Origin of the sequence: Natronococcus sp. CG52 (assembly GCF_023913515.1) — an archaeon.
In the GTDB taxonomy this organism is placed as follows: Archaea; Halobacteriota; Halobacteria; order Halobacteriales; family Natrialbaceae; genus Natronococcus; species Natronococcus zhouii.
This window is the reverse complement of sequence record NZ_CP099391.1, coordinates 2,165,000-2,188,667: the sequence shown is the minus strand read 5'-3', so window position 1 is coordinate 2,188,667 and position 23,668 is coordinate 2,165,000. Positions and strand designations below refer to the sequence as shown.

22 protein-coding genes and 1 pseudogene are annotated in these 23,668 nt (G+C 60.8%); 12 read left to right on the top strand and 11 right to left on the bottom strand.

The genetic code is table 11. The features are described from left to right. Positions 1-815 precede the first annotated feature (815 nt). Together NED97_RS11045 and NED97_RS11040 are read left to right on the top strand one after the other, a co-directional pair. Positions 816-2,018 carry a Cdc6/Cdc18 family protein gene (locus NED97_RS11045; protein WP_252487098.1) on the top strand — a complete coding sequence of 401 codons (1,203 nt, stop codon included), beginning with the start codon at positions 816-818 and terminating at the stop codon, positions 2,016-2,018. A gap of 530 nt (positions 2,019-2,548) precedes the next feature. Beyond that, entirely contained in the window at positions 2,549-2,782 is a 234-nt protein-coding gene (locus NED97_RS11040) for a hypothetical protein (protein ID WP_252487097.1), read from the top strand. A 209-nt stretch (positions 2,783-2,991) separates the two neighbouring features. Here the strand turns inward: NED97_RS11040 and NED97_RS23455 are convergent, their stop codons facing one another. The 3 genes from NED97_RS23455 to NED97_RS11030 all read right to left on the bottom strand — a co-directional run bounded on the left by NED97_RS23455 (position 2,992) and on the right by NED97_RS11030 (position 4,643). Further along, a complete protein-coding gene (locus tag NED97_RS23455; RefSeq protein WP_455429872.1) occupies positions 2,992-3,162 on the bottom strand; it encodes a DUF7563 family protein in 171 nt (56 codons plus the stop codon). Positions 3,163-3,376: 214 nt separating this feature from the next. Then, positions 3,377-3,790 carry a hypothetical protein gene (locus NED97_RS11035; protein ID WP_252487096.1) on the bottom strand — a complete coding sequence of 138 codons (414 nt, stop codon included), beginning with the start codon at positions 3,788-3,790 and terminating at the stop codon, positions 3,377-3,379. 349 nt (positions 3,791-4,139) lie between these two features. Continuing rightward, complete coding sequence (locus tag NED97_RS11030; RefSeq protein WP_252487095.1) at positions 4,140-4,643, bottom strand: hypothetical protein; 504 nt, start codon at positions 4,641-4,643, stop codon at positions 4,140-4,142. A gap of 407 nt (positions 4,644-5,050) precedes the next feature. Here NED97_RS11030 and NED97_RS11025 point away from each other — a divergent pair. The 3 genes and pseudogenes from NED97_RS11025 to NED97_RS11015 form a co-directional block, all read left to right on the top strand. Beyond that, positions 5,051-5,401, top strand: a pseudogene (locus tag NED97_RS11025) (RNA-guided endonuclease TnpB family protein); the annotation flags it as partial. Positions 5,402-5,600: 199 nt separating this feature from the next. Continuing rightward, entirely contained in the window at positions 5,601-5,783 is a 183-nt protein-coding gene (locus NED97_RS11020; protein WP_252487094.1) for a hypothetical protein, read from the top strand. Between the two features lie 181 nt (positions 5,784-5,964). Continuing rightward, on the top strand, positions 5,965-6,462 hold the full coding sequence (locus tag NED97_RS11015; RefSeq protein ID WP_252487093.1) for a hypothetical protein: 498 nt from the start codon (positions 5,965-5,967) through the stop codon (positions 6,460-6,462). 141 nt (positions 6,463-6,603) lie between these two features. Here the strand turns inward: NED97_RS11015 and NED97_RS11010 are convergent, their stop codons facing one another. Continuing rightward, positions 6,604-6,873 (bottom strand): SH3 domain-containing protein, encoded by a 270-nt coding sequence (locus NED97_RS11010; RefSeq protein WP_252487092.1) that lies wholly within the window; start codon positions 6,871-6,873, stop codon positions 6,604-6,606. A gap of 646 nt (positions 6,874-7,519) precedes the next feature. Then, on the bottom strand, positions 7,520-7,861 hold the full coding sequence (locus NED97_RS11005) for a CBS domain-containing protein (protein ID WP_252490615.1): 342 nt from the start codon (positions 7,859-7,861) through the stop codon (positions 7,520-7,522). A 610-nt stretch (positions 7,862-8,471) separates the two neighbouring features. Between NED97_RS11005 and NED97_RS11000 the strand changes: the two genes are divergently transcribed. Both NED97_RS11000 and NED97_RS10995 read left to right on the top strand, forming a co-directional pair. Further along, complete coding sequence (locus NED97_RS11000; protein WP_252487091.1) at positions 8,472-8,621, top strand: hypothetical protein; 150 nt, start codon at positions 8,472-8,474, stop codon at positions 8,619-8,621. Positions 8,622-8,895: 274 nt separating this feature from the next. After that, positions 8,896-9,174: a hypothetical protein gene (locus NED97_RS10995; protein ID WP_252487090.1), complete on the top strand. Its 279-nt coding sequence runs from the start codon at positions 8,896-8,898 to the stop codon at positions 9,172-9,174. Between the two features lie 289 nt (positions 9,175-9,463). Here the strand turns inward: NED97_RS10995 and NED97_RS10990 are convergent, their stop codons facing one another. Further along, on the bottom strand, positions 9,464-9,607 hold the full coding sequence (locus NED97_RS10990) for a DUF7563 family protein (RefSeq protein WP_252487089.1): 144 nt from the start codon (positions 9,605-9,607) through the stop codon (positions 9,464-9,466). Between the two features lie 332 nt (positions 9,608-9,939). Here NED97_RS10990 and NED97_RS10985 point away from each other — a divergent pair, with 332 nt between their 5' ends. Next, the gene (locus tag NED97_RS10985; RefSeq protein ID WP_252487088.1) at positions 9,940-10,341 is read left to right on the top strand and encodes a hypothetical protein; all 402 of its coding nucleotides are present in this window, start codon (positions 9,940-9,942) and stop codon (positions 10,339-10,341) included. A 1,573-nt stretch (positions 10,342-11,914) separates the two neighbouring features. Here the strand turns inward: NED97_RS10985 and NED97_RS10980 are convergent. From NED97_RS10980 to NED97_RS10970, 3 genes are all read right to left on the bottom strand, one after another. Next, positions 11,915-13,648: a GMC family oxidoreductase N-terminal domain-containing protein gene (locus NED97_RS10980; RefSeq protein ID WP_252487087.1), complete on the bottom strand. Its 1,734-nt coding sequence runs from the start codon at positions 13,646-13,648 to the stop codon at positions 11,915-11,917. Then, the gene (locus tag NED97_RS10975) at positions 13,645-14,808 is read right to left on the bottom strand and encodes a hypothetical protein (protein ID WP_252487086.1); all 1,164 of its coding nucleotides are present in this window, start codon (positions 14,806-14,808) and stop codon (positions 13,645-13,647) included. Before NED97_RS10975 ends, NED97_RS10980 begins: the two co-directional genes overlap by 4 nt. 247 nt (positions 14,809-15,055) lie before the next feature. Next, the gene (locus NED97_RS10970; RefSeq protein ID WP_252487085.1) at positions 15,056-16,708 is read right to left on the bottom strand and encodes a long-chain fatty acid--CoA ligase; all 1,653 of its coding nucleotides are present in this window, start codon (positions 16,706-16,708) and stop codon (positions 15,056-15,058) included. Between the two features lie 232 nt (positions 16,709-16,940). Here NED97_RS10970 and NED97_RS10965 point away from each other — a divergent pair, with 232 nt between their 5' ends. Both NED97_RS10965 and NED97_RS10960 read left to right on the top strand, forming a co-directional pair. Beyond that, positions 16,941-17,717 carry an IclR family transcriptional regulator gene (locus NED97_RS10965; RefSeq protein ID WP_252487084.1) on the top strand — a complete coding sequence of 259 codons (777 nt, stop codon included), beginning with the start codon at positions 16,941-16,943 and terminating at the stop codon, positions 17,715-17,717. 424 nt (positions 17,718-18,141) lie between these two features. Next, positions 18,142-19,635, top strand: a complete 1,494-nt coding sequence (locus NED97_RS10960; protein WP_252487083.1) for a class I adenylate-forming enzyme family protein — start codon at positions 18,142-18,144, stop codon at positions 19,633-19,635. Positions 19,636-21,137: 1,502 nt separating this feature from the next. On the opposite strand, the gene NED97_RS10955 is transcribed toward NED97_RS10960, so the two are convergent. Further along, the gene (locus tag NED97_RS10955) at positions 21,138-21,452 is read right to left on the bottom strand and encodes a hypothetical protein (RefSeq protein ID WP_252487082.1); all 315 of its coding nucleotides are present in this window, start codon (positions 21,450-21,452) and stop codon (positions 21,138-21,140) included. 650 nt (positions 21,453-22,102) lie between these two features. Between NED97_RS10955 and NED97_RS10950 the strand changes: the two genes are divergently transcribed. Further along, positions 22,103-22,306, top strand: a complete 204-nt coding sequence (locus NED97_RS10950) for a hypothetical protein (RefSeq protein ID WP_252487081.1) — start codon at positions 22,103-22,105, stop codon at positions 22,304-22,306. A 160-nt stretch (positions 22,307-22,466) separates the two neighbouring features. On the opposite strand, the gene NED97_RS23110 is transcribed toward NED97_RS10950, so the two are convergent. After that, positions 22,467-22,592 carry a hypothetical protein gene (locus NED97_RS23110; RefSeq protein WP_256493252.1) on the bottom strand — a complete coding sequence of 42 codons (126 nt, stop codon included), beginning with the start codon at positions 22,590-22,592 and terminating at the stop codon, positions 22,467-22,469. A 158-nt stretch (positions 22,593-22,750) separates the two neighbouring features. On the opposite strand from NED97_RS23110, the gene NED97_RS10945 reads away from it, so the two are divergent. After that, positions 22,751-23,419 carry a class I SAM-dependent methyltransferase gene (locus NED97_RS10945; protein WP_252487080.1) on the top strand — a complete coding sequence of 223 codons (669 nt, stop codon included), beginning with the start codon at positions 22,751-22,753 and terminating at the stop codon, positions 23,417-23,419. Positions 23,420-23,668 lie beyond the last annotated feature (249 nt).

Sequence of the window (23,668 nt, the reverse complement as noted above, 5' to 3'; positions counted from 1 at the left end):
TAGCAAACCCGTGGCACACACCCCGCGTTGCCGCTGTATACGAAGGGGAAGTGGGGTCCGCCGAGCGGGACTCGCGTCGACTCGATTGTCTCCCATCCGGAACTAAACCCGATATCTGAGTGTTTAGGGGCGGAAGCAGCGGTTCGACCGACGGAGCGACTGTCGAACGGCAAGTACGTGTAGCAGTAGGCACGTGATTTCGGACGTGGTCGGACGGGGTAGTAAGACCGCGGAGTAATAGTTACTTATAAATACACCTGATTTGTAAAAGCTCATTAAGTATCTCGAACAAAGATGTGTTCGAGCGGACTCGAACGCGGCTCTTCCAGTCGAGGTGAATTCAAACCCCTCTGGAGGAGCGTGCTCACTCACTCTCGTTCAGCGTTGGCCCGCTCTTCCGTACGCTGCCTGCCGATAATTGTGCAACCCCTCGGTCTACACCTCCCGTTCGACTCGAGACCATCACCGGAGCCATACAGCGGCAACGCGGGGTGTGTGTGCGACCGATACAGCGGCATTCCGGGGTGGGATTACCGTGGTACACTCTCTCAGAACCTGGAATTCGACCCTATACAGCGGAAGTGAGGTGTCTCGAGAGTACGGTTGACCGAAACCGTCCGTTCCATACAGCGGCACTCCGGGGTCTCTGCTCCAGAGATACAGCGGAACTGAGGGGTCCTCTCTCACACTATACAGCGGCAACGCGGGGTGTATTATACGGGAGAGAGAGCCTGAGACGCTCGGACACGAATTCTTACAGCGGAAACACGGTTCGAACGTTTTAAGATCGTACCGCGGAATGATCGGCCAACGCAATGTCCGACTCGGTTGATTATTTCGGGAGCGAAACGGCGATCTTCCGGAACAAGGAACTCTTGCAGGTCTCACATCTGCCGGACGGTGATCGAATCATCGGCCGGCAGGCGGAACTCGAGAATCTCGCCACGGCGATCAAACCGGCGACCACCGGGAACACGCCGAACAACGTGCTCGTCTACGGGAAGACCGGTACCGGAAAATCGCTCTGTGCGAAGTTTATCACCAACCAGGCGGTCGACCGCGCCGACCAGAACGACATCACGATCGGTGTCACCTACATCGACTGCCTCCAGGACTCGACGGAGACGCAGGTCGTTCAGTCGATCGCCCACCAACTCAACGATCGCGACCGGACCAACGTATCGATTCCACACTCGGGGTTGAGTACGGCCGAGTACTACCGGCGTCTCTGGCAGATCTCCGACGCGTTGTACGACGTCGTCCTCGTCATCCTCGACGAAGTGGACAAGATCGAAAACGACGACGTTCTGATGCAGTTCTCGCGAGCCGTCGAGTCGGGCAAACTCGAGTCGAGCAAGGCCGGCGTCATCGGAATCAGCAACAAGGTTCGGTACAAGGAGTCGCTGAACGAGCGCGTCAAATCGAGTCTCTGCGAACGCGAGTACGTGTTCGCTCCCTACGACGCCACGCAGATCCAGGAAATCCTCACCTCTCGCTCGGATGCCTTCCACGAGGACGTCCTTTCGGAGAGCGTCATCCCGCGGGTGGCGGCGCTCTCGGCGCGCGAGCACGGCGACGCTCGTAAGGCGATCGACATCCTCCGATTCGCCGGCGAGATCGCCGAAGAGGAGGGGATGGACGCCGTGACCGAAGACTGCGTCGACCAGGCACACGAGCGCGAGGAGACCAGCCGGCTCGCGGAACTCATCTCGAAGTCGCCGAGTCACGCGAAGATGGTACTCGAGGCGATGGCGTTTCTGGTCCAGCAGGCGGACGACAACGACGCCGCCGTCCGCACCACCGGGATCTACGACGTCTACCAGCGCGTCTGCGCCCAAGAGAGCTCCGACCCGCTCAAACTCCGCCGGGTCCGCGATATACTCTCCGAACTCGAGTTCCTCTCGATCATCGATCAGGAGCGCAAGTGGGCCGGCAAGGGGAAGGGCAACTACATGGAGAATCGGCTCCTCGACGACCCCGACGTGATCCTGGCCGCCTGCGCCGAAACCGAGGTCTGATCGGACGAAACGGGACTCGAGCCGAACGACAGTCTCGCCGTTCTCGGATCCGTAACACAGGACCGCTCGCGAACCCGATCAGGAAGCCATCCGGTCGAGAGATTCGTTTCGCTGTCACGCTCTCGAAATGACACTCTCAGAAGCGGACCAACACAGTTTGGAATGAATGATTTTACAGATATCCTGTTAGGTATGGATGGCAGGAATCCCCAAATCAGGCACCCACCCGATCGACACCCTGCCGCGTCGTTCGACCGTCACCCACCAGCCACTATCCACCCGCTCCCGACTCGACGACTCCCTATCGTGCGTCGAGTGTCCGCCGCTTATCATTCCCCTTCAATTTCCCGAAGCGCCCGGCCGTTCGAGAACCGCCGGACTCCGAACGACTAGTTACTGTCCGGAGTTAATCGATAAATGCAGTCCGAGCCGATTCTCAACAACCGCAGTACCGGAACTCCATTCGGAACGAACATTAACGAAATATATAATAGATAGAACTATGATATTCAATGATAGAGACACCGCCTATGCAACTCTACTGGCCCCAGCCGACTCCCCCTGGCGTGCCCAACGACTGTTTTCACTGCGGGGTTGAGATCGACGGCGAGAACGTAAAGGGAGTCTGGCTCGAGCGGGAGCGCTGGCAGAATCCGAACACGCACGAACTCACCTGTCTTTCCTGCTGCGTCGAGGAGATGAACGAGTCGTCGAATCGGCCGGACGCAGTCGACGAAACTGCCGCGACGGCACATCGGTCCTAATGTCTCGAGGGCCCTCGACCGATCAGTACTGTGAGGTCCCAAACTTCGTTCGCGTACAGTGTCACGGAGATTCAGCCCATTCCTCGTACTCGCAAACTACAACACGTCTGCTAAGAGTCTCATTTCGGAATCTGTCGGCACTGCTCACCGACTTGAGGGACACTCTTCTGTGTAGTCCCCTCCGACAAGCCGTCAGTCCTTCCCGCTGCTCACTCCGTCTGCGGCGGGAGCGGTGCCTGCGATCGCACTCGCGAGAGAGAGGACAGATACTCGTTCTCGTCGGTCGTTCCGGTGAGTTCTGCCGAACTGAGACAGTGCACACATCCCTCGAGGTGGCCCCTATTGTCGCCAAATACGCGGACGAAATTCGCCGAGACCATTTCGTTGCAGTTTGGACAGTTCTCCATGATCACTCACTTTGCTACATGTTACCACTTGGCATGCACATACTTAGCATTATCGGCAGTATCTCATCCGAAAGCGCATGCTCACGGCAACAGTCCTAGGAAATTCTCGAGCGAGCGTTCTCGAGAGGGCCGGTTGAGACGGTTCACAGTATCGCGGCCCGGTCGACACGAGGCTCTCTTGAACCCGTTACCGGTCGGCGGTCGCTACGGGGACGTCGAAGTGCGCAGCGAGGATCGCAGTGTGAACCGTCCGCAGGTCCGTGTCCCGGATCGTCGCGGCGGCACGGAACTGTTCGCGGGCGCGTGTGACTTGCTCCGGGCTGGCAGCGAGTTGAACGAGTTCGAACCCGTCGGGATCGAGTCGACTGACGGCGTCGAAGTTCGCGTCGTCGTACAGCGCGGCGAACGCCTCGATGACGTCGGCGAGGATCGCATCGGTCGCTTCGGCGCCCGGATCGTCGGCCGGAACCGACCCCGTTGCGTCGAAGTAGTCCTCGAGGGTGACGACTCCGGCCGCTTCGTACACCGACGTTTGGAGGGCGTCGTGAACTGGCTCCGAGACGTACACGCCGAACACTTTGAATCTGCCAGTCTCGGTCATCGGTTGGTGTTTGGGGGCACCGCGTAAATAGGTGAACCGCCTCGGTGTCAAGTGATTCGAGACGCCGAAGGCGTCCGTCATACTGCGAAACTGTCGGTCTTGCAGAGATCGCAAACGTTTCACGTTTGCTCACTTTTCCGAACGACCTCGAGGCAGTCGGCCTGTTCTACCGGTAGGCGTACTGGCCTCGGGATCACTACGGGCCGACTCGGACGAGAGCACCGCGGATGCTCGTGGACTCGGCTGTAACGGTGTGCGGTCGGAAGCCAGCCAGCACCAGCGGAACCGAGGGCGACGGAACCGATATAGGTCGAGGAGGGACTGCTCGAGGCCGCACAGGATTACTCGATCAGATCTCGACCTCTTTTTCCCGGATGATCCGTTCCGTCTGCTGGTCTGATTCGATCGTGACCGCTATCGTGAGCCAGCCGTCGTTCTCCCGAATCGCGAGCGCCGCTCCCGGGTCGACGTCGACGCGGTACGTTCGGGTGACGCCGGCACCGGCCGCGAGCCGTCCGAGACGGTCGTCGGTCTCCCAGACGACCGTCTCGTCGGTGAAGACGGTCACGGAGACACGAACGTCGGTTGCATCGTCGTCGCCGGTGTTGCGGAGGGTGGTCGTCGCCTCACGACAGGTAGCGCCACACTCGGTCAGCGAAACGGGCGCGAGTTCGAAGGCGACATCCGGCATCCCGCGGGCGAGGACGGGGCTGGCGTTCGGATCGTCGTCATCCGTCTCCGGTTGTCCATCCGCGACGGGTGGCGATTCGGCGTCGGACTCGTCGATAGAACCGCCGGATAGGGCTGCAAGGCTCGCGCCAGCGACCACGCCGAGAGCCATCCGTCGGTCCATGCTCGTTTTCGGTCTGTCGGGGACCGTCCGCATATGGGTTCGCCTTACACTGTTCGCCCCCGAACGCGGGTAGGCAACGGCGTAGCTGTCACGATGTTCGATGATATCGTGCTCGGCTGTGGTCGCTCGACGTCCAGTCCCTCGCTCGAGTTATCTCTGAGCAACAACAGCAATAGCTACCGCCGCATCCCGATAGCCATTTGATCCACTCTTCCCGTTTGTGACTGCACTCAGCGTACGGTTTTCAGCAATTAAATCAGGTGCTATCTATCTTTCTTCGAGGAGAGAATCCCGCCGTTCACGGCGGGAGTGAATCCGACAACTCCGACACAATCCACCGTCAATAGCATGCCGGATATTCAACGTGAATCCGCACAATCAAATAAATTTATCTACATGATCTATATATGGCGGTTGAGGTCACTCGCACCTGCGTCGGTTCCATCCAGAACCACCGACAGGTTTGCGACGGCCTCGATTCGCTCGGTGATTCCGCCTCGAAAATCTGGAACGTCGCACGCTGGACAGCAGGTCGAATCTGGGACGAAACCGGCGAAATCCCAGATGAAGGCCCGCTGAAAGCGTATATGAAAACCCGAGAGTGCTGGAAAGACTTGAACGCACAATTCAGTCAGAAAGTTATCGATGAACTTTCCGACGCTATCCAGTCATGGTTTGACCTGCGACAGAAAATCGACGAGCCGAATCCCCCTGGCTACCGCAAACACGGCGATGAACGACCACGCAGTACGGTCTCCTCGTGTCCGGCCACAACGGGTGCACGCCACGGGGCAAACGAACGGTTCGCGCCGGCGTTCCAGCAGTGACCCGCGGACGCGTTCCTCCGTAACACGTGAGATCGCCCGTTCGACGAACCGTTCCGGTTCGGGGTCCGACAGTCGCCGGTCCCTTTTGCCCACGCAAAGATCTATACTGTATTATGTGGAAGCCGGCCGTATGCACTGTGGCCGGACCTCCTGTATGACGGATGCCACTCACCGCATCGCCGTCAACAGTAACGCACGCGGCGAGACAAAGACACACTACTTCTGTGAGGCGCACGCGCTCGAACGTATTTCGGGGCTCGAGGACCGGAGCACGATCGAAATCACCCCCGCACTCGAGTATCCACACCCCTGACCGCGACCACCTTTTTTCACAGAAAATCGCTTCCGCCGTCCCGCCGAGACCGAGCACCTTTTCCCCGTGCTGCCGTCGGCTCAGTCGCTGAATTTCCCCAGTACATTTTTGTATCTTTGAGAGGGTATCTCTCCGCATTCAACCCCTCTCTGGTGCGGATATATCCGGGTCGAACAGAGCGATGGTGGAGATCGAAATCAACGGCGGTTTGACCGTGATCGATGCGGTGCACAGCGGCTCGAGTAACTTTCAGGTACACCTCGCTTCGTCGACGGACGACCGGCACGCACTGTTCGTAAACGAGATCGGAGAGTACGCCGGTGAGAGCGCTCGGGTCCTGGAGCCCGGCACCTACTCCCTCGAGGTCGAAGCCGACGGCGACTGGTGGCTCGAGGTCCGACAGCCGCGGATTCCCAGTGTGGAGGATCTGCCACAGTCCCTCCACGATACCAAGCCGCGGGTGGTCGGGCCGTTCGAGTTCGGCGGGTCGTATACGGCGACGTGCTCGCACCGTGGCGATCGCAACTTTCAGGTAGCGATCCTCCCGACCGAAGGACAGCTCGACGAGTTCGTCGTCAACGAGGTCGGTTCCTACACCGGCGAGGCGACGTTCTCCCACACCGGTCTCGGGTGCATCGGTGTCGAGGCTCACGGCGAGTGGACACTCGAATTCGAGTAACCGGTCCCGCTGCATCGCCACGCGGCGATCCAGCCACGACTACCGTGATCCGAGCACTCACACCGTTCCCGCCAACTCCGTCCCGACTCTATCTCCACACCTGGGCCTTTGCAACGCGAATCGAACCGGGAGATCCGCTGGTCACTTGCCCAGGACGCTCTTGAGGGCGTCCTTGAACTCGAGTTGATCGCTGTTGACGATGCGCGAACTGCCGTTCCGGTCGGTTCGCTCGATCCTCGCGACGGTCTCACACCGGTAGTACTTCGTCGTTTCGGGGAGCTTTTCGCGAGGCGAGGGCGCCGACCGTACGCATCGGATCCAGCCGTCCTCGTGATGCTCGAGCATCGTAACCGTCTCGAATTCCTCGACGCGGCCGTCGACCAGGTGAACCGCGAACATCGTATCGCTCATCGCGGGCGGGTCTCGAGACTGCCGTAATCGCTATCACCGTACATCGGTGGCGTCCCCCGTCGGTTAGTCGGAACCATTGCCATCGGAGCTTTCATTCTTCCCACACGTAGTATGTTTTGTGGAAACTGCCAGTTGTAGAACATACTGTTGTGATGGGTGGTTTAGCCCCGATCCGGCGTCTCGCGGCGTAGTTCTGCTGTAGAGCGTGCTTGCTCACCGTGACGGAATCTCCGGTGCGGGCCAAAATCTGCTCCGGATATACAGCGCGCGCTGCCGCAGCCGAGCCTCCGTTCGGAGCGCCGGCTCGCCAGCGCGGCCCGCTCAGTTGTCAGCGTTGGTCTTCGTGGCCCGTGCAGGCGTGATCGCGCGGGAGAAAACGATTACGGGCCATTGGGATTCCGTCGCCTCTAGTACCAACTGGAGCGATTTCCACACGGATCGCACGACGGCTGTGCGATCGGGTGTGCACTGACGTTCGGTGGCTACTATAGTGACAGCTGCAACGACAGCCCGCTAAGTCCGAGACCGACCGGTCCGAGCACCGCTCTACGCGTACTCTGCCGGTTGGCCGGGTCCGGACGGGTCTGGGCCCGGCTCGAGCGGACTGCAGGCCCCCGAGCGCCGCAGCGTCCGAAACGGGTGGCTCTCAGGAGAGTACGGCGGTGATATCGGTCGAGGAGATCATCCCGACGTAGTCGTCATCGTCGAGGACCGGGAGGTGATTGATCCCTAGACCCGTCATCATTGCAGCCACTTCCTCGAGGTAGAGATCCGGCGGCACGGTCTCGACCGATTCGGTCATCACCGCCGAAACCTGCAGTTCGGTAGGGTCGCGGCCCTCGGCGGCGGCGGCGACCAGGTCGGTGCTCGTGATGATCGACGGCGGATCCGTCGTCACGACGAGGGCCTTGATATCGCTGTCGCGCATCGCCGTCGCCGCGGCTTCGAGCGTGGCGTTCTTCGAAATCGTCTTCAGGGGGGTCGACATGACGTCCTCGACGCGGGTGCCGTTGCCAGTGGTCATACGACGGAGTATGTCACCGGATGACATTGGTGTTGTGGCTCTCCGGTGCTGGTTGAAAATCGACTCGCGAGCGACAGCCTCGACGTCGATGGAGGCCCGCTCCGATACCTCATCATCGACGGGTATCACTATCGGTCGACTTCGATCCCCTCGACGCCGTCGGTGTCGTCGACCGGATCGTCGATCGGTCCCTCGTCGGCAGCCTCGGGGAGCGAACACGGATCCCCTCGCGGAGCGGATCGAACTCCACGTCGTTCGGTCGCGTCAGATCGTTCACCGCGTCGAGTTCGTGTAAGAGCTCCGGATTCTCGAGATCCGAGATGTCGTAGAACGAACTCGTGACGAGATTCGCCCGGGGAAGCTACTGATCGGGCCCTACTGACCGCCCTCGCTGACGCGGCCGAACGTGTTGCTCTGGCGATCCGGATCGCCCTCGCGGAGTCACCCACCGGCTCTCGACGCTCTCGATCCAATCAGTGAATAGCCGTCACACGCCACCTGCTGCCGTGTGAGCGTGCTGTATGGTGACGCGATTCGGAACAGCGTTTTAATCGTCTGGTTCGTTCACTCGTGTATGAGTAGTAAATTATCACTCCCCGCAACGCTCGAAGTCCAGCAGTACGAACCCGTCCTCGCACGCTACAACCTGCTCTTGCTCGCAGCGACGGCGTTCCTCTTCACCTTTTTCCTCGGCGTCACAGTCGACGTCTACTTCGGCTACTGAACGGCCCGCTGCCGGCACGGAGCCTCCCCCTCTGATCGACCTCTCGAATAGGCAGTCTACTGCTCCGTCCGACCATCACCGAACCGAGGCAGACGTATCCTCTCGGCAGTCTTCTTCTCGACCGATGAGCGAACCGAGGGTTCTCGTCGGACGTGACAGCATCTGGCGTGCTCGCGAACTTTCGGTCGCTCCCTCGGGACGCCTTGCACGACGACTGGTGTCTGGTCGACCGCCGACCACAACCTACACAACGCGTTCGTCCGTTATCGGCCGTATGACACGAACGGTCGACGACCTCCGGAACGAGATCCGACAGGCTGTGGGGCGATACAAACGTGAGGAATCGACGGCCTTCACGAAGGAGGCCCTCGCCGCCATCTGTGACGCCGTCGACTACGAGATTCCGCCGGGGACTCTGCCCCCGAAATCGAAGATGCGGGCGGGGATTCGCTGGAAGGTCGGCCTCCGAGATGACGACGAGCCGGACGGTTCCGGCGCCCCCTTCCGGAAGGCAGAACTCGAGTCGATCGCTGCGGCGCTTCGCCAGGAGTAGCGATCACTCCTCGTCCACGACCGAGACGAGCCGACTCGTCGTTCTCACGCGAACGGACGACATCACCACCGACCGTCAGCCGGTACGTCCGCGGCGTCTCGCGGCCGGCGATAGCGAAGCCGTTATAGCTCTACTACCAACTGGAACGGTTTCCACACCGATCGCACTGTGCGCGGTTCTCGCTCGCTTCGCTCGCTCCGAACCGCGCACCCGTCGTGCGATCGGGTGTGCACTGACTGTCAGCGGCTACTATAGCGGAGAGCCTGACGGGACCGGCGGTCAAAACGTCTCACTCGGTGGAGCCCACTGCGCCGCCGTCGCAGAGTTCGCGGTACGTCGTACAGTTCGGACAGCCCTGGACCTCGCTGTCGACGCCGAATACCCGAACGAAGTCGCGCGTGACGTACTCGCTACAGTTGCCACAGGTTGGCATACGTAACTCTCATATACTATTCAAATAGCCGTGGTGGTCGACGCGATATCTGACTGCGCGAGCGTGGTCTGGCCGATCGAGTACCAGGAGCTGGTGGTCGAGACGACGTTGGTGCAGACGGTGTTCGATACGCTCCTGAGCGGGGCGATCGGCTGGTCTCGATCGCCGTCGTGGGCCTCTCCCAGACCCGCGCTAGCTCGTAGTTCGATAGCCCGGGCGAGCTGAAAACAGATGCTGGGGGTTCGGTACCGGCTGTCTATCGCTGAATTCGCTGGTAAGCTGGTATATATTGCAAGCCCCACACTCATTGTTCACGTTATTGACCACTCTGCATGGCATCTCTCGACTCGACGCAGGATCGTACCCGCGCAGAAATCGCCGACTACCTCCGGAGCTTCGCCGACGAACTCGATCCGAGTCGTCAGCCGGACTCCGGTGAACGGGATGATCGAACGCTCTCAACCGACAGACAGGAGCCGGGCGTGCAGGGCACCGACATGACGACCGGGACGAGCGATCGAGGCCAGGGCCAGGGCTCGAGCGTCGGGGAGAAAGTCACGGTGATCGCGGGCAACGACAGTGCGACGATCAACCCGCCCCAGACGTGCACGCTCGACGTCGCGATCGATACGGACTCCGATCTGCTGGATACCGGCGCGGAGCGGAGTACCACGTTTACGATCCGCTGGGACGCCGAGCAGGTCGAGGCTGACGACGGACTGAGCGTCGAATAACGACCGCAACTCGTCCTTCGGTCGATCGGGAAGGGAGGCCGATCTCGAGGACGGCGACGAGCGATGGCGATTCACGTTTGGTGAGACACGGTGGAGTGACGGGTTCGGCGTCGACTGTATCGTCGACTGCGAGACGGTGTACGTCGATCGGAAGGAGGGATTGACTGCGCTTCGTCCCGGCGTACGCACCTCTACCGAGAGCGATGCCTGATTTTCGACTGTCTACGTGATCCGCGTTTACCCGAGCGTTTCGATCACATCCTCGAGCAAATCTGCTCTGGCATCTCGACTCCGGACCGACGAGGACCAGCCGACCGGTAAAGGAATCGAGTCGACAGCCTCTGCGGTCGGGGTCCTCATCCTAGACTGCAAGTCCGACGACGCCGACGGCTGTGAGCGCTCGCTCGAGTTCCCGTCGGAACCTATAGTAGCCACCGAACGTCAGGGTACACCCGATCACACAGCCGTCGTGCGGTCGGTGTGGAACCCGTTTCAGTTGGTGCTATAACCGGGAAGGCGATGGTCACCACACGGGTACGACGTCTCCCAGCCGGTACTGAGGGTTCCGAGGCACCTAGTATCGGTCTCCGAGCGATGAAATCACGACAGGACAAAGACAACAGGGAATACAGGCCTCTCCGAGGGTCGTGACTGGGAGTTACACACGCGACGCCACCGTCCGCTCGAGTCGCGCTACGGTGACCGTCTCGGTCAGAATTGAACGATCACGATATGCGTTCGGTCACCGCGTCTTTCCACCGCTGGGGTCGCGGCGATGCCCTCGAGAGCAAAGAGTTCTTCGAACAGATAGTTTGGTAATTATATCGACCAGAAGATATGTTTGATATCGGTTCGAATCTGGGATAGAAGCGTAACAGCGGAGCCGATGATGACACGGTGTGGCCTCGAGTTCTGATATGCCAGACCAAGCAATACAGCGGTCTTGCCGCCGTCGTTCTCAGAAAACGATAGAGAGAACCCGATCTCTAAGCGCCTGATAGGGGACAGATCAGCAGATTATGGAGATCAGGATCTTCTGGACGATTCGAGGCGGTTTCTGATCGTCGAAACGGGTTCCGTTTCGGGGGATCCCCAGGTACCGGCGTTTCCTTCCGCAGACACCGTTCGTACGTATTACCCGTCGAACCGATCAGTTTGTCGTGCGTGACGCGATTCGACGATCGGTCGTCCGCGGCCGTCGATCGCGCTCGGCCGGCCAGTCGCGACCCGCCTTCCGCACACGCTCGCCGCCAGATATCTATAGTTCTCGAGCAGTATATAAAGTAGAGAGGTCGGTAGAAAGCCATCGAACTCTATCGGCGAAGTCGGTACCCGTCCTCGGCCCACACCGTTCACCGCAATTTACAGGCTACGACCACCGAAGCGAGGTATACCGAGACTCTCGGAATAGCAGAGACCGGCTGTCCCACCCCCCAGTATCGAACGCCCGGCGGTCCACGAACGGTCGGGTTTCGACGACACCGCGGGAAGCAGTCTCGGAGCCGCGATGCGCGACGGGCCCGGACTGGGGTTCCGGGCTTCTGGCATCGTTCGGCCAGAAACGGCGTCTTCCTCAGAAGTACAGCTCTCCGATTCGATCAGCGGTTCGGAGTGAGAGTGCTTGACCGCTGTTGGTTGGATTCGGTCCGCCGACGCCGTTGGCTAACGCGGAGTGATCGCCGACGAACAACCGGTCGACGTTGTAGGCTTCGGCGTTCTCATCGACGACTTTCCCCATCCGCATCGAAGACTGCATGTGGAGGAACAGCGGCGGCCAGTCACACCGGTGGACGTGCTCTGCACCGGCCTCCTTGTGAATTCGCGCGGCGATCCGCGAGAGTTCGTCGCGCTTCGCGTCGTCGTCGGGGTGGGGCTCCCACCTGATTTCGGGAACCGCACCGTGTTCGTCGGCGAACGTGTCGTCCAGCGAGACGCCGTTGTCCTGTCGCGGCAGGTCGTCGGTCAGGATGAGCAGCGCCTTGGTGTTGCGATAGTCTGCCATCCGTCGCTTGAGTTCCTCGCCGACCACGTAACCGCGACTGTCCCACGGCTCGTCGGGGTCGACCTCGACGTCGAAGCTGTACCCCGCCTGGCTGAACAGGTAGTTGGCGAAGGAGACGAGGCCGGGCGACATCCCGATGTCTTCCATGCCGCCGACGCCGGGTTTGTCGAATCGCACCGCGGAGTTGTGCCCGACGAACGGATCCATGTTCGGCTCGCCGTTGATGTCTTCGACCGCGTCGTCCGGGTAGACGCCGACGATCCAGTCGAACCAGTGCGTGGTGAGTCCCTTGCCGACCCAGCCGTCGTCCGGCAGTCCGGAGTTGAGCCAGAGTCGGGGCGACTCGATGCAGCCCGCCGCGAGGACGGTGACGTCCGCCTCGACGGTCACGGTCGAACCGGACCAGGTATCGCGGAACTCGACGCCGGTTGCCTCGAGATTGCCGGCACCCTCGTCGGTTTTGATGTCCGTGACGTAGGCGTTCGGTCGGATGGCGACGTTGCCGACGCTTTCGTTTTCGTTCGTATCCAGCGCCCGGGGCACCCAACTGGTGTTGCTCGATTTCCGCGCTTTCTCTCGAACCGGCGCGCCCTCCGGCGTCGGTCCGCCCTGGAAGTGGTCGGCGGCGAGCGCGTCACCGCGGAACCCGTCGTCCCAGCTGAACGAGCCGTCGAAGTTCGAGTTGAGTTCGTCCGGGGGGTCTTCGACCGCGTTCGGCTGCGGCCGCCAGCCGGTCTCGGTCACGTTCAGCGTGTCGAGACGGTCGTATCCGGCACCCTCCGCACCCTCGATGAACACCTCCTCCTTGTTGGTCATCGGGGCCTGCTGGGTGCTCGTCACCGCCTCGTTGAGCTGGTAGTACGGAACGAGGTCCTCGTAATCGATCGGCCAGTGTGGCTGTTCGTCGAAGGCGTACGGATAGCCGCGCGGATGGTTCCCGAAGTAGTGAGTCGACGTCCCGCCGACGGCCGACACCTGCCAGAGGAACGCGTTCTGTGGAACGTTTCGGAACCACGGGGCTCGAGAGTGGTCGGCGGGGCCGACGCGAAGGTAGCCGAACGTCGGGTCGTTCGCACCGGCCTCCAGGACGGTGAACTGCTCGTCGAGTAGCTTTCCGTCGAGATCGTCGGGATCGGTACTCACCGTCCCACCGGCGTCCACGTGCGGTTTCGGCCACTTCTCGTTACCGTGCCACGCACCGCCCTCGAGGACGAGGACGTCGAGGCCGTGTTCCCGTGCGAGGCGTGAGGCAGTCGCGGGACCGTCCGCACCGGCACCGATGATGACGACGTCCGGATCGTTCACGGCGTGTCACCTCCGATACCCTCGAGAACGTCATCGCCTTTGAGATCGCTGTCGAGATCCAACTCGTCCGCTTCGGGATCGTCGAACCCGCCGGGGACAGCGTGGCGCCAGTCGGCTGCGTGGCCCGATTGTGGGCCGGGATACTCGGTCTGTCTCCGACTCTGGACTTTACCCGGCGGCACGTTCAGCGCTCGATCCGTCGGCGTGGCGGTCTTGGTGTCCTCGTAGCCCGACCACTCCGTGTAGTAGCCGAAGCCGTGAAGCCCGTTGACGGCCATCACGACGAATTTGAGGATACCGACGTCCGTGACGATCGGCTCGAGGAGGCCGTCGAGCCGGTCGATCGCACCGCCGTCGACGATGCTCCAGAGACAGCGGAGCCGGTCTTCTCGGGAGAGCTGGACGAAGGTCCCGCCGGCCGGGAACTCCTCGTTGCCGCGGTCGATCGCATCCTCGTTTTTTCCGAGGAGGATGAACTCCGTCGCGACGATGTCGAAGACGATGGTGAACAGTGAAGCGTACGGGTAGTTCTGAATAGCCGTGTTACTGGTTTCGTTGGCCGTTTCGACGAACACGTCGAAATCGACCGGTCCAGTTTCGTCTTCGTCGACCGTCTCGTCGATCGTGATCTCGAGCGCCTCGATCGTGCCGAAGTCGAGGGTCTCCTCGAAATCGTCGGTGGTGATCTCGTCGGATGAGCCGAGGAGCCCGCCGCTGAGGGTTGCGAGCAGATCGTTGAGGTCGTCGATCACCGCGTCGATGACGGCGGTATCGATGCCGTCGACCTCCAGCAGCGCATCGAGATCGGAGTCTGCTTCTCCCGGCTCGAGGCTGAGCTCCAGCTGGTCCGCCGAGGGTGCGTCGTCGGTCACCGGATCGGTTCCGCCGGTGTTGGCCAGGGTCTCGAGTCGAATCTCGTGGAAGTGGTTGAAGTCCCAGACGAGGAACTTCTCGAGTTCGACCTCGAGTCCGCCGGGGACGTGCTCCGGTCCGAGTTCGTCCTCCAGCTGTGGCGTTTCGGGGATGATCGCGTCGACGATGGCCCGATAGGTGTCGCGAGTGTGGGGGTCCGTCGGGAGCGCTTCGGTGAGCGCCTCCTCCGCCTCCGCGACCGTCGCGCCGGACATCGACACGGCGGCCAGACCGCCCAGGCCCTGCATGACTGTTCGCCTCGAGACGGAGTTGGTACTATCTCTTGACATGGTGCGTACTACCGTGAAACACAGTATCACAAACAGTAACGCAGCACTTAATATTTTGCTTTCTTGTTTATCTATTTATGATACTTTATTTTTACTTATTAGAACCGACGAACTGAACGTACCGGTCGCCGTCTCGGAGGCTGTCAGAACAACGGTCGCGGTGGTCCAGGTTCCACGCAGCGAGAGAACGGCGTGCGGGAGCTACTCAGTCTCGATCCGGTGCGGCATCCTCCGGCACCTGTCCCTCGACGAGGGACTGGTCGGCGTACTCCTCGCGGATATCCTTCTTCGAGAACTTGCCGGTCGCCGTCTTGGGTACCTCCTCGATAAACTCGATCTCGTCCGGAAGCCACCACTTGGGGTAGTCGTCGGCGAGCATCTCGGTAATCTCCGAAACGAGCGTGTCTCGATCGACACCCTCTCCCGGCACGACGAACGCAACCGGTCGCTCCTGCCAGCGTTCGTGGGGAACGCCGACGACGGCCGCTTCGGAGACGTCGCCGTGAGCCATCACCGCGTTCTCGAGTTCGACCGACGAGATCCACTCCCCGCCGGATTTGATCACGTCCTTTTCGCGATCGACGATTTGGATGTAGCCGTCCTCGTCGACGGTGACGACGTCACCGGTCTTGAGCCAGCCGTCCTCGAAGTCTTCCTCGTTAGCTTCGGGACGCTTGAAGTACTCTTTCGTGACCCAGGGACCGCGGATCCACAGTTCCCCGAACTCCTCTCCATCCCAGGCGATCTCCTCGCTGTTCTCGTCGATCACCTTGAACTCGAGGCCCGGAACCATCAGCCCCTGCTTGCCGCGTTTCTCGAGTTGGGTCTCGTAGTCCGCATCCCGAAGATCGGATTTGAGGTGGGAAACCGAGCCGATCGGGGACATCTCGGTCATTCCCCAGGCGTGGAGGACCTCGACGCCCTGCTCGTCGAACCACTCGATCATCGATTTCGGGGCGGCCGAGCCGCCGACGATCACCGTCTCGAGCGTCGAGAGATCGACGTCGTGCTCCGAACAGTACTCCATCAGCCCGAGCCAGACGGTCGGAACCCCTGCGCTGATGGTCACGCCCTCGTTTTCGATGAGGTTCGCGATGTCTTCGGGTTCGGGCGACGGACCCGGGTAGACGTGTTTGGACCCGCCTGCGGTCGCCGTAAACGGCATTCCCCACGCGTTGACGTGGAACATCGGCACGACGGGCATGACGACGTCGTCGTCGGCCATCGGGATCCCCTGTGGCGTCAGGGTCGCCATCGTGTGGCTCCAGAGCATCTGCTGGGTGTACTCGACGCCCTTCGGGTTGCCGGTCGTCCCCGAGGTGTAACACATCCCCGCCGGCTGGTCCTCGTCGATATCGGGCCAGTCGTACTCCGTCTCCTGGCCTTCGATGAACGATTCGTAGGGCGTCGCGTCGAGGTCATCGGAGGGCTCGCTTCCCATCACGACGAAATCAACGCCGTCGAACTCGTCGTCGGCGTCGGCTACCGCGCTCGCGAGTTTCGGCGCGAGCGAGTGGTCGACGAAGATCAGCCGATCGTCGGCGTTGTCGACGATGTACTGGATGTGCGCGTCGGGGAGCAGCGGATTGATCGTGTGAAGCTGGGCGCCGACCGACGGCACGCCGAAGTACGTCTCGAAGTGCCGGGAATGGTTCCAGCAGAACGTCCCAACTCGGTCACCTTCCTCGATGCCGTGCTCGTCGAGTGCGTTCGCGAGCCGACTCGTTCGTTGCTCGTACTCGCCGTACGTGTATCGCTGCATTCCGTCGTGGTTGCGGGAGACGATCTCCGTATCGGAATACAGGTTGGCTGCGCGCCACAGAAACGGTCGGAGTGTCTGGTCTGTTCCGGCCGGCATATACACTCTCTTCAGACACAGAGCCGAGTTATTACATTTTTCATTACATAGGTTATAGCTCTCGCGGGTTCGATTCGAGAGTTGGCAGATCGTCGCCGCCGACCGTCGCTGCGAGTGGTGAACCGGCGGATCCAGTCGAGAGGAGCGTCCGAGAGCTGACTGAATACCGAAACGCCCTAACTCGTACCACATTATCGAACAAACCTAAGTAGCGGAACGATCATACTGAGGTATGAACGATCCGTCCGTTCCGATCAGTTCGGTCAAGCGATCCTACGAAGTGATCGACGCGATTCGCGACCGCGGGCAAGCGGGAGTGACCGAGCTATCGGAGACACTCGAGCGTCCGAAGAGTACGGTACACAATCATCTCCAGACGCTCGAACGGCTCGGATACGTCGTCAAAACGGACGGGAACTACCGGCTCAGTACCCGATACTTCCATATCGGCCGGGAATCGCGCGCTACCCTCGAGGTGTTCGCTCACGGGATCGAAACGGTCAAGCGCCTCGAACGGGAGTCGAACGGGCACGTTCAGTTGGTCACCGAAGAGAACGGAATGGGGGCGATCCTGTTTGCAACGCACTGGAGAGACGACGAGTACACGCCGGCCGCAGGTGGCCTCTCGCTCACGCGCGTCCACCTCCACACGAACGCACCGGGGAAGGCGATCCTCGCACAACTCCCCCCGGAACGACTATCGTCGATCGTCGATCGGTACGGCCTTCCGGGACGAACCGAGGGGACGATAACCGACGAGCGGGCACTCCGCGCCGAACTGGAGACCGTTCGTACACAGGGGTACGCGGTGGATCGCGGTGAGATGATCGACGGAAGCACGGGGGTCGGCGCAGCGATCGCGACCGACGACCGCGTGTACGGTGCCATCGCTGTCTACGGCCCTACGGCTGAGATTGCGGAGGAACTCGAGGGCGGAGAGATCGTCTCACTCGTCCGAGAGCACGCCGACACGATTCAGACGGACATCGTCTTCGGGTCGAAAAGATAGGGTTCAGGGGCGGGTTCGGGAGGGAATCGGTTCGACGCTGTTCGACAATGTGGGATCGTTCCGAACACCCGAAGAGCTGTTCTTCCGATCCCCACAGCTGTCGTGTGATCGAGAGGGTATCGACGGCCAATAAATTTGAAATCCAGGCCGGGTGGGGACCTGCTCTCTCGGACCGCTCTTATAACACCAACTGAACCGGTTTTCACACCGATCGCACGAGGGCTGTGCGATCGGGTGTGCATGACGTTCAGTAGCTACTATTCCACCTCCGCAATTACTTCCTGCCCCCGTCGATTGTTCGATAATACGGGACAGCGCTCCACGCGACGGGAGACGCGTTCTACTAACCCTATTTTTAATTTCTCAGCTGAGATCGGGTGTATAAATCAGAAAACGGGATAGGTGTCCACAGTAACAGGATAGTATGAATTTCGCAAATCACGTCGACTTCGCCGCGCGAAACGTTCCCACCAGACCGGCGGTCGGCGACGCAAACGGTCTCCGTACCTACGAAGAATTCGCGACGGAAACCAACCGGGTGGCAAACGCGCTCGAGACACTCGGTGTCGAGCGCGGTGAGTGGGTCGCGATCTGTCTCGAGAATCGCCTCGAGTTACTCCTCAGCTATCTAGGGGCGATGAAACGGGGTGCGATTCCCGTCCCGATCAACACACAGTTCAGCGACCAGCAAATCGAGTACATCCTCGAGACCAGCGACGTCTCCGTTCTCGTCACGGACGAGCGATGGGCGGACGTCGCAACCGCGGTCGACTCACCGGTGACGATCGACGGCTCCGTCGGCGATCGGTTCGAACGGTTGCTCGAGGAGAGCGACGACGAGTACGAACTCCGTCCTCGTCGAAGCGACGATATCGCGGAAATTCTCTTTACGAGCGGAACGACGGGCCGACCGAAGGGCGTCCAACACACCCACGGCAACCTCGAGGCCAACGCACAGGGAATCCGGAAGTACATGGAGTGGACGCGCCACGAGGTCGGCCTCACGGTGTGTCAGTGCTTTCACGTGACCGGACTCAACGTGACGACGACACCGTTGCTGGTCGCCGAAGCCGAGAACCGACTGCTTCCGGAGTGGGACCCCGAGGCGGCGCTTGCGGCTATCGAGACCCACCGCGTGACGTACAGCTTCCTGACGCCGGGGATGATTATCGACCTCCTCGGCTTCGAACGGGCCGACACGTACGACCTCACCTCTCTCGAGCGGGTCGGCGTCGGCGGCTCTCCGATGCCCAGTGAACGGTTAGACGATGCCGAACAGCTCCTCGGTTGTCCGGTGCTGGAGGGGTACGGAATGACCGAAACGACGCCACTTGCGGCGTTCAGCCCGGCAACCAGCGACCGCCGAAAGCCGGGAAGCGTGGGACCGCCCGCCCGAGAGGTGATCGAACTCCGTATCGAAGACCTCGAAACGGGGACGCCCGTCAGTCCCGGCGAGCGCGGCGAACTCCTCTGGCACGGCGACACCGTTGCACCCGGATACGTGCAGTTCCAGAGAGCGAGACAACGGTACGTCGAACGGGACGGAACGACCTGGTTGCGCTCGGGCGACATCGGCTGGTTGGACGAAGACGGCTACCTCTATATCGTCGATCGACGCGAGGATATGTTTACGACCGGCTGTGCCAACGTGTTCCCGCGAGAAATCGAGAAAACGCTGTATCAGATCGACCGAGTCGTCGAGGCTGCAGTCATCGACGTCACCGATGATCTGAACGGCGCACTTATTACGGCGATCATCGAGCGAGACGGCACCGATCTCACCGCAGAGCGGGTGAAAGCGGAATGCCGAGCGAACCTCGACGACCACGAGGTGCCACAGCGAATCGAATTCGTCGACGACATTCCGCGAACGGCGACCGGGAAGATAGATCGCGTTCAACTCCGCAACTCGTTTTAACTCACCTCGTTCGAGTCCGTCCACCCTAGCTGATTCCCGTTCTCGAGAGCGACCGTTGATTACAATAATATGGTTGTAAAGAAGATTCTGTACCGATTACAGATTCCGCGCATCGATCGGTTCCGGTCAACTTCGATCTCGAGATCTCAACCGGAAACCGGCCATAGAGAGCTGGTTGCTCCGTTGGTCGTCACGGAGAGTGGTGAATCGCTCCAGAAACGTAGTGCTACGACGGGGCCGCCGGTAGTCACGGCGAGATCGCTGCGACCCCCGTCTTTTCGACGCGTTCTCTCACTGTCGGTGTCTCATAGCGGGTGAAACGGTGGGAAGGACTACCAGGTAGTGGCGAACTGTTTCGGACGAGGATGACGAGGAACGCGTCAGTCGGGAGTGCGGGCCCTTTCGTGGTCTCCGAACGTCGAGCAGTGAGCACAGAGAGGCGGACGAAACCGCATTCGGCGGCCGTCCCTTACGAACCCCTCGGGTCGCGTTCGAAGGGAGTTTCACTCCAAAGCTGGCGTCCTCCCAGCGGTCGGGCGGTAAGCGGAAAATCGCTCGCCTCGCTCGACGTATCGGTTAGATTGGTCGATTTCAGTAGCCCGTCGGTCGATACCTGTTCCAACGATTACTGGTAGCGTGTTTAAAAGATCATAAATCGATCAGGTTCCGGTTAATATAGTATACTATATACAATTCACTCCGTTTCCGTATACTGTCTCGAAATCCGCTGCGAGGCAGGAAGAATCTTACCGAATCCGTTTCGAGGGCTCTGCTGGTTTCTGAGTCGACGACGTTCCGAAGACAGTCTAATCGGATTCGGACCGCCTTTTACGGACGATACACGGTCAGTAACGCCGCTCGTTCCGCGGAACCGTCGTTTCGGCGACGAAACCGTATCCAACCGGGCGCTTTCTGCCATCTGTCGACTTGCGTTTATCCCATACACTCACTGATGGGTACAGTACTCGAAAGTGGTACTTTACCGGCCGTTGCCGAATCCTCGTCGCTCTCAACTCGCGCTTCAGAACCGTTCACAGAAGTTCGGTAGTGGAGTCCGCGCGCCGTCGATATCGGCGTCGCCTGCCGGCGAAGTCACAGCGCCGGCTATAGTACCAACTGAAACGATTTCCACACCGATCGCACTGTCCGCGGTTCTCGCTTGCTTCGCTCGCTCCGACCCGCGCACCCGTCGTGCGATCGGGTGTGCAGTGACTTTCAGTGGCTACTATAGAGGAGCTCGACGTGGACGGCGCTGCTCGCGAGTGGCGGTAACTCGCATCTGGTGACTACTCGAAAGCCGAGCAGTATCTGCGGTACACTTCCTGTTCTTCGCCAGTACCACGAACGGGTCGAGGGCTACGCGCAACCAGTCGGGTGAACTCGGGTACTTTTTACACCGCGTTCTGCAGAGGCCGGGCGCCTCCTACACTCTGGGTTCGCATCGGTTCATCGACGGCTGGTCCGACGGTCCCGTGAACACCCTGAATCACCTATCTCGCGAACTACTGATTCCCGTATTCGACGTGGATCGTCGGCGAGGACGGCGAGCCGTCCCGTCCGAACCCGTCCACGTCGACGATGTGAACGTTAGCCATCTCGCCGGAGAAACGAAACTGGACGACGCCGGTTTCGATCGCTCCTTCGACGGCGTGATTCGAAACGAACGTCGTCTGTTCGGCTCCCGCGGGTTCGATTACCCCGTCGACGGTGAGCTCGAAGCTCGCAGGTGTGCCGTGTCCGACGACCGTTATCTGGTTCGGGAGTTCGTTTCCGCTGTCCGTCGCGTTCGCATCCAGTTCCGCAGCATCGCGTGCCATGTCCGTGAAAGCTAACTATCGAAACTTAAGTCTTCCCGTCGAGTTAAAGGAATATTGTGCACAATTACATTAGAACGTGAACGAACGGCGAGAATTTTCGAAAAGTGCTTCAAATAAGTAATACACTCTCTCGGAGCACAGAGTAGGGTTCTCGCTTCTCACCAGCCCTGGAGCGAGATTAGACGCGATCGTCCTGCTTCGAGATGAAGCCGGTAACAGATGATTACTCGACCGCACGAACGACAGCCGAGGCGATCGAGTAGTAGTGCGGGTCGACTGAAATCGCGAGTTTGAGTCCGAGACGGCGTCTGCCCTGGAATTGGCATCTCCGGCACGGTCGTCGCCAGCGCACGCACGGCGGCTTTACGAGTGCACACACCGCCACTCCGTCTCTCCGACTGCCGTCGACCGACGTGACCGCCTGCTACCCATCACCCGCGGCAATGAGCACGCCCTCGAGGCGATCGACTCGTCTCACACCCGGTCGTGAGACGCACCTGTTGCCGTTCTTTCGGGGCGTTCCCGGCCACGCAATCGCCGCGTTCGGCATCGATCCGCCGTCGGTCCGGTCTCCGCGATCGTCCCCGGGCGAGCGACGGAGAAGGAGATTCTACACTACGATTTTTAGTGGTCATCGTCGAAGAACGCCCATGGACAACGACCGTCTCCTCGAGGTCGCACCGCACTACGCCGCGATGCTCGTTCTGGTATTCCTCGTCCTCGCCGTCGTGCGGGCGCTCGTCGGTGACCTGGGATTCTGGATCGAACTCGTGATCATCTTCGTCGTCGTCTTCCTGTACCGGCCCGCCGTCCACGCGCTCGACGTTGCGCCCAGTGCGTGGGAAAATCAGTAGCCTTCCCAGCGGGTCGCGTCCGGTGTCGATCGCCGTGACCCCCGTTCCGGTACGGGACCGACGATACCGGATCGGCCGGGAAAAACGCGGTGTCGACGACTCACTCCCGTATGACGTATCGATGCAACGTACCGGCAGAACCGCTCCGCCGGACTACCGATCAGTCGGCGATGGTCGCGAAGAACCGGCTGTCGCCATCACAGACGATCGTCAGCACCGTATTCGTCGGCTCGTCGCCGTCTCTCTCGGCGACCTCGAGCGCCCCGGCGGTGTTCGGGCCGATCAACAGTTCGCGTCGACTTGGTGATCGGGACGACTCTCGTCTCGCGTTTCTGGAACGGTATATTATGCCACGGGGTCGTAGTCCCACTGCCGTAGTAGCGCGTTCACCGCAACCAGCGACCGACCTCCGCTCGCTCGAACGCCGCACAACCAGATCCACATATGACTTCGACCGACACCACTCACGCACCGACTGATCACCGCCAGATGTCCATCGCCGAGATTCGATCGGTGTACGCGGAGCAGGCCGACTGGATCCACCGGATGGAGCGATTCGACCGCCTGCTCGCCGGCCGATATCGCCGGCAGCTGTTTGCGGCGGCGAACGGGCGCGTTCTCGACGTCGCCTGTGGTACGGGACCGAACTTTCGGTATCTCCCGGACACGGTCGATCTCACCGGAATCGACATCAGTCCCGAGATGCTGGCGAAGGCACGGCAGCGACTCGAGGGACTCGGCGTGGACGGCACCCTGTACGAGATGGATGCCCAGGCGCTCGAGTTTCCCGACGACAGCTTCGATACGGTGCTCTCGTCGCTATCGACCTGCACGTTTCCGGATCCCGTCGCGGCGCTCCGGGAGATGAGCAGGGTGTGTCGTCCCGACGGACAGATCCTCCTCCTCGAACACGGCAGAAGCGACGTCGAGTCGATCGCCCGGTTTCAGGATCGGCGCGCCGAGGCCCACTACGAGAAGATGGGGTGTCGCTGGAACCAGGAACCGATGACGCTCGTCGCAGACGCCGGGCTGCCGACACACTGTGCGTCCACCCGGTTGCTCGGCATCATCACCATGATCCAGGCGCGGCCCGCCAGCCACGACACGGAGTGACGGCCCCGTTCCAAGACGATTGGAGTGGTTCACGTCCTCGAGGCTCGTTGCTCGCCGTCCCTGTTCGGCGTGGTACTGTTATCGGCGCTCGGACGCCCTCAGCGCGCGCGCAGTCGCTCGAGCCGGGTGGCCACGATCGCCCCCAGGTAGCCGGCGAGGATCGCGATCGCGACACCCAAAAGCACGTACTCGAACGGCGTCATACTGATCACCCTCCTTCTTGGTACTGGATACCACACCAGGAACAAT

Coding starts and splice junctions, on each gene's coding strand:
- NED97_RS11005 (WP_252490615.1), bottom strand. CDS start 7,861: ATGTCGACCCCCCTGAAGACGATTTCGAAGAACGCCACGCTCGAAGCC.
- NED97_RS10990 (WP_252487089.1), bottom strand. CDS start 9,607: ATGCCAACCTGTGGCAACTGTAGCGAGTACGTCACGCGCGACTTCGTT.
- NED97_RS10985 (WP_252487088.1), top strand. CDS start 9,940: ATGGCATCTCTCGACTCGACGCAGGATCGTACCCGCGCAGAAATCGCC.
- NED97_RS11030 (WP_252487095.1), bottom strand. CDS start 4,643: ATGGACCGACGGATGGCTCTCGGCGTGGTCGCTGGCGCGAGCCTTGCA.
- NED97_RS10955 (WP_252487082.1), bottom strand. CDS start 21,452: ATGGCACGCGATGCTGCGGAACTGGATGCGAACGCGACGGACAGCGGA.
- NED97_RS11010 (WP_252487092.1), bottom strand. CDS start 6,873: ATGAGCGATACGATGTTCGCGGTTCACCTGGTCGACGGCCGCGTCGAG.
- NED97_RS11015 (WP_252487093.1), top strand. CDS start 5,965: ATGGTGGAGATCGAAATCAACGGCGGTTTGACCGTGATCGATGCGGTG.
- NED97_RS10995 (WP_252487090.1), top strand. CDS start 8,896: ATGACACGAACGGTCGACGACCTCCGGAACGAGATCCGACAGGCTGTG.
- NED97_RS10965 (WP_252487084.1), top strand. CDS start 16,941: ATGAACGATCCGTCCGTTCCGATCAGTTCGGTCAAGCGATCCTACGAA.
- NED97_RS10970 (WP_252487085.1), bottom strand. CDS start 16,708: ATGCCGGCCGGAACAGACCAGACACTCCGACCGTTTCTGTGGCGCGCA.
- NED97_RS23455 (WP_455429872.1), bottom strand. CDS start 3,162: ATGGTCTCGGCGAATTTCGTCCGCGTATTTGGCGACAATAGGGGCCAC.
- NED97_RS11020 (WP_252487094.1), top strand. CDS start 5,601: ATGCACTGTGGCCGGACCTCCTGTATGACGGATGCCACTCACCGCATC.
- NED97_RS10950 (WP_252487081.1), top strand. CDS start 22,103: ATGGACAACGACCGTCTCCTCGAGGTCGCACCGCACTACGCCGCGATG.
- NED97_RS10960 (WP_252487083.1), top strand. CDS start 18,142: ATGAATTTCGCAAATCACGTCGACTTCGCCGCGCGAAACGTTCCCACC.
- NED97_RS10945 (WP_252487080.1), top strand. CDS start 22,751: ATGACTTCGACCGACACCACTCACGCACCGACTGATCACCGCCAGATG.
- NED97_RS11045 (WP_252487098.1), top strand. CDS start 816: ATGTCCGACTCGGTTGATTATTTCGGGAGCGAAACGGCGATCTTCCGG.
- NED97_RS11035 (WP_252487096.1), bottom strand. CDS start 3,790: ATGACCGAGACTGGCAGATTCAAAGTGTTCGGCGTGTACGTCTCGGAG.
- NED97_RS10975 (WP_252487086.1), bottom strand. CDS start 14,808: ATGCAGGGCCTGGGCGGTCTGGCCGCCGTGTCGATGTCCGGCGCGACG.
- NED97_RS11040 (WP_252487097.1), top strand. CDS start 2,549: ATGCAACTCTACTGGCCCCAGCCGACTCCCCCTGGCGTGCCCAACGAC.
- NED97_RS11000 (WP_252487091.1), top strand. CDS start 8,472: ATGAGTAGTAAATTATCACTCCCCGCAACGCTCGAAGTCCAGCAGTAC.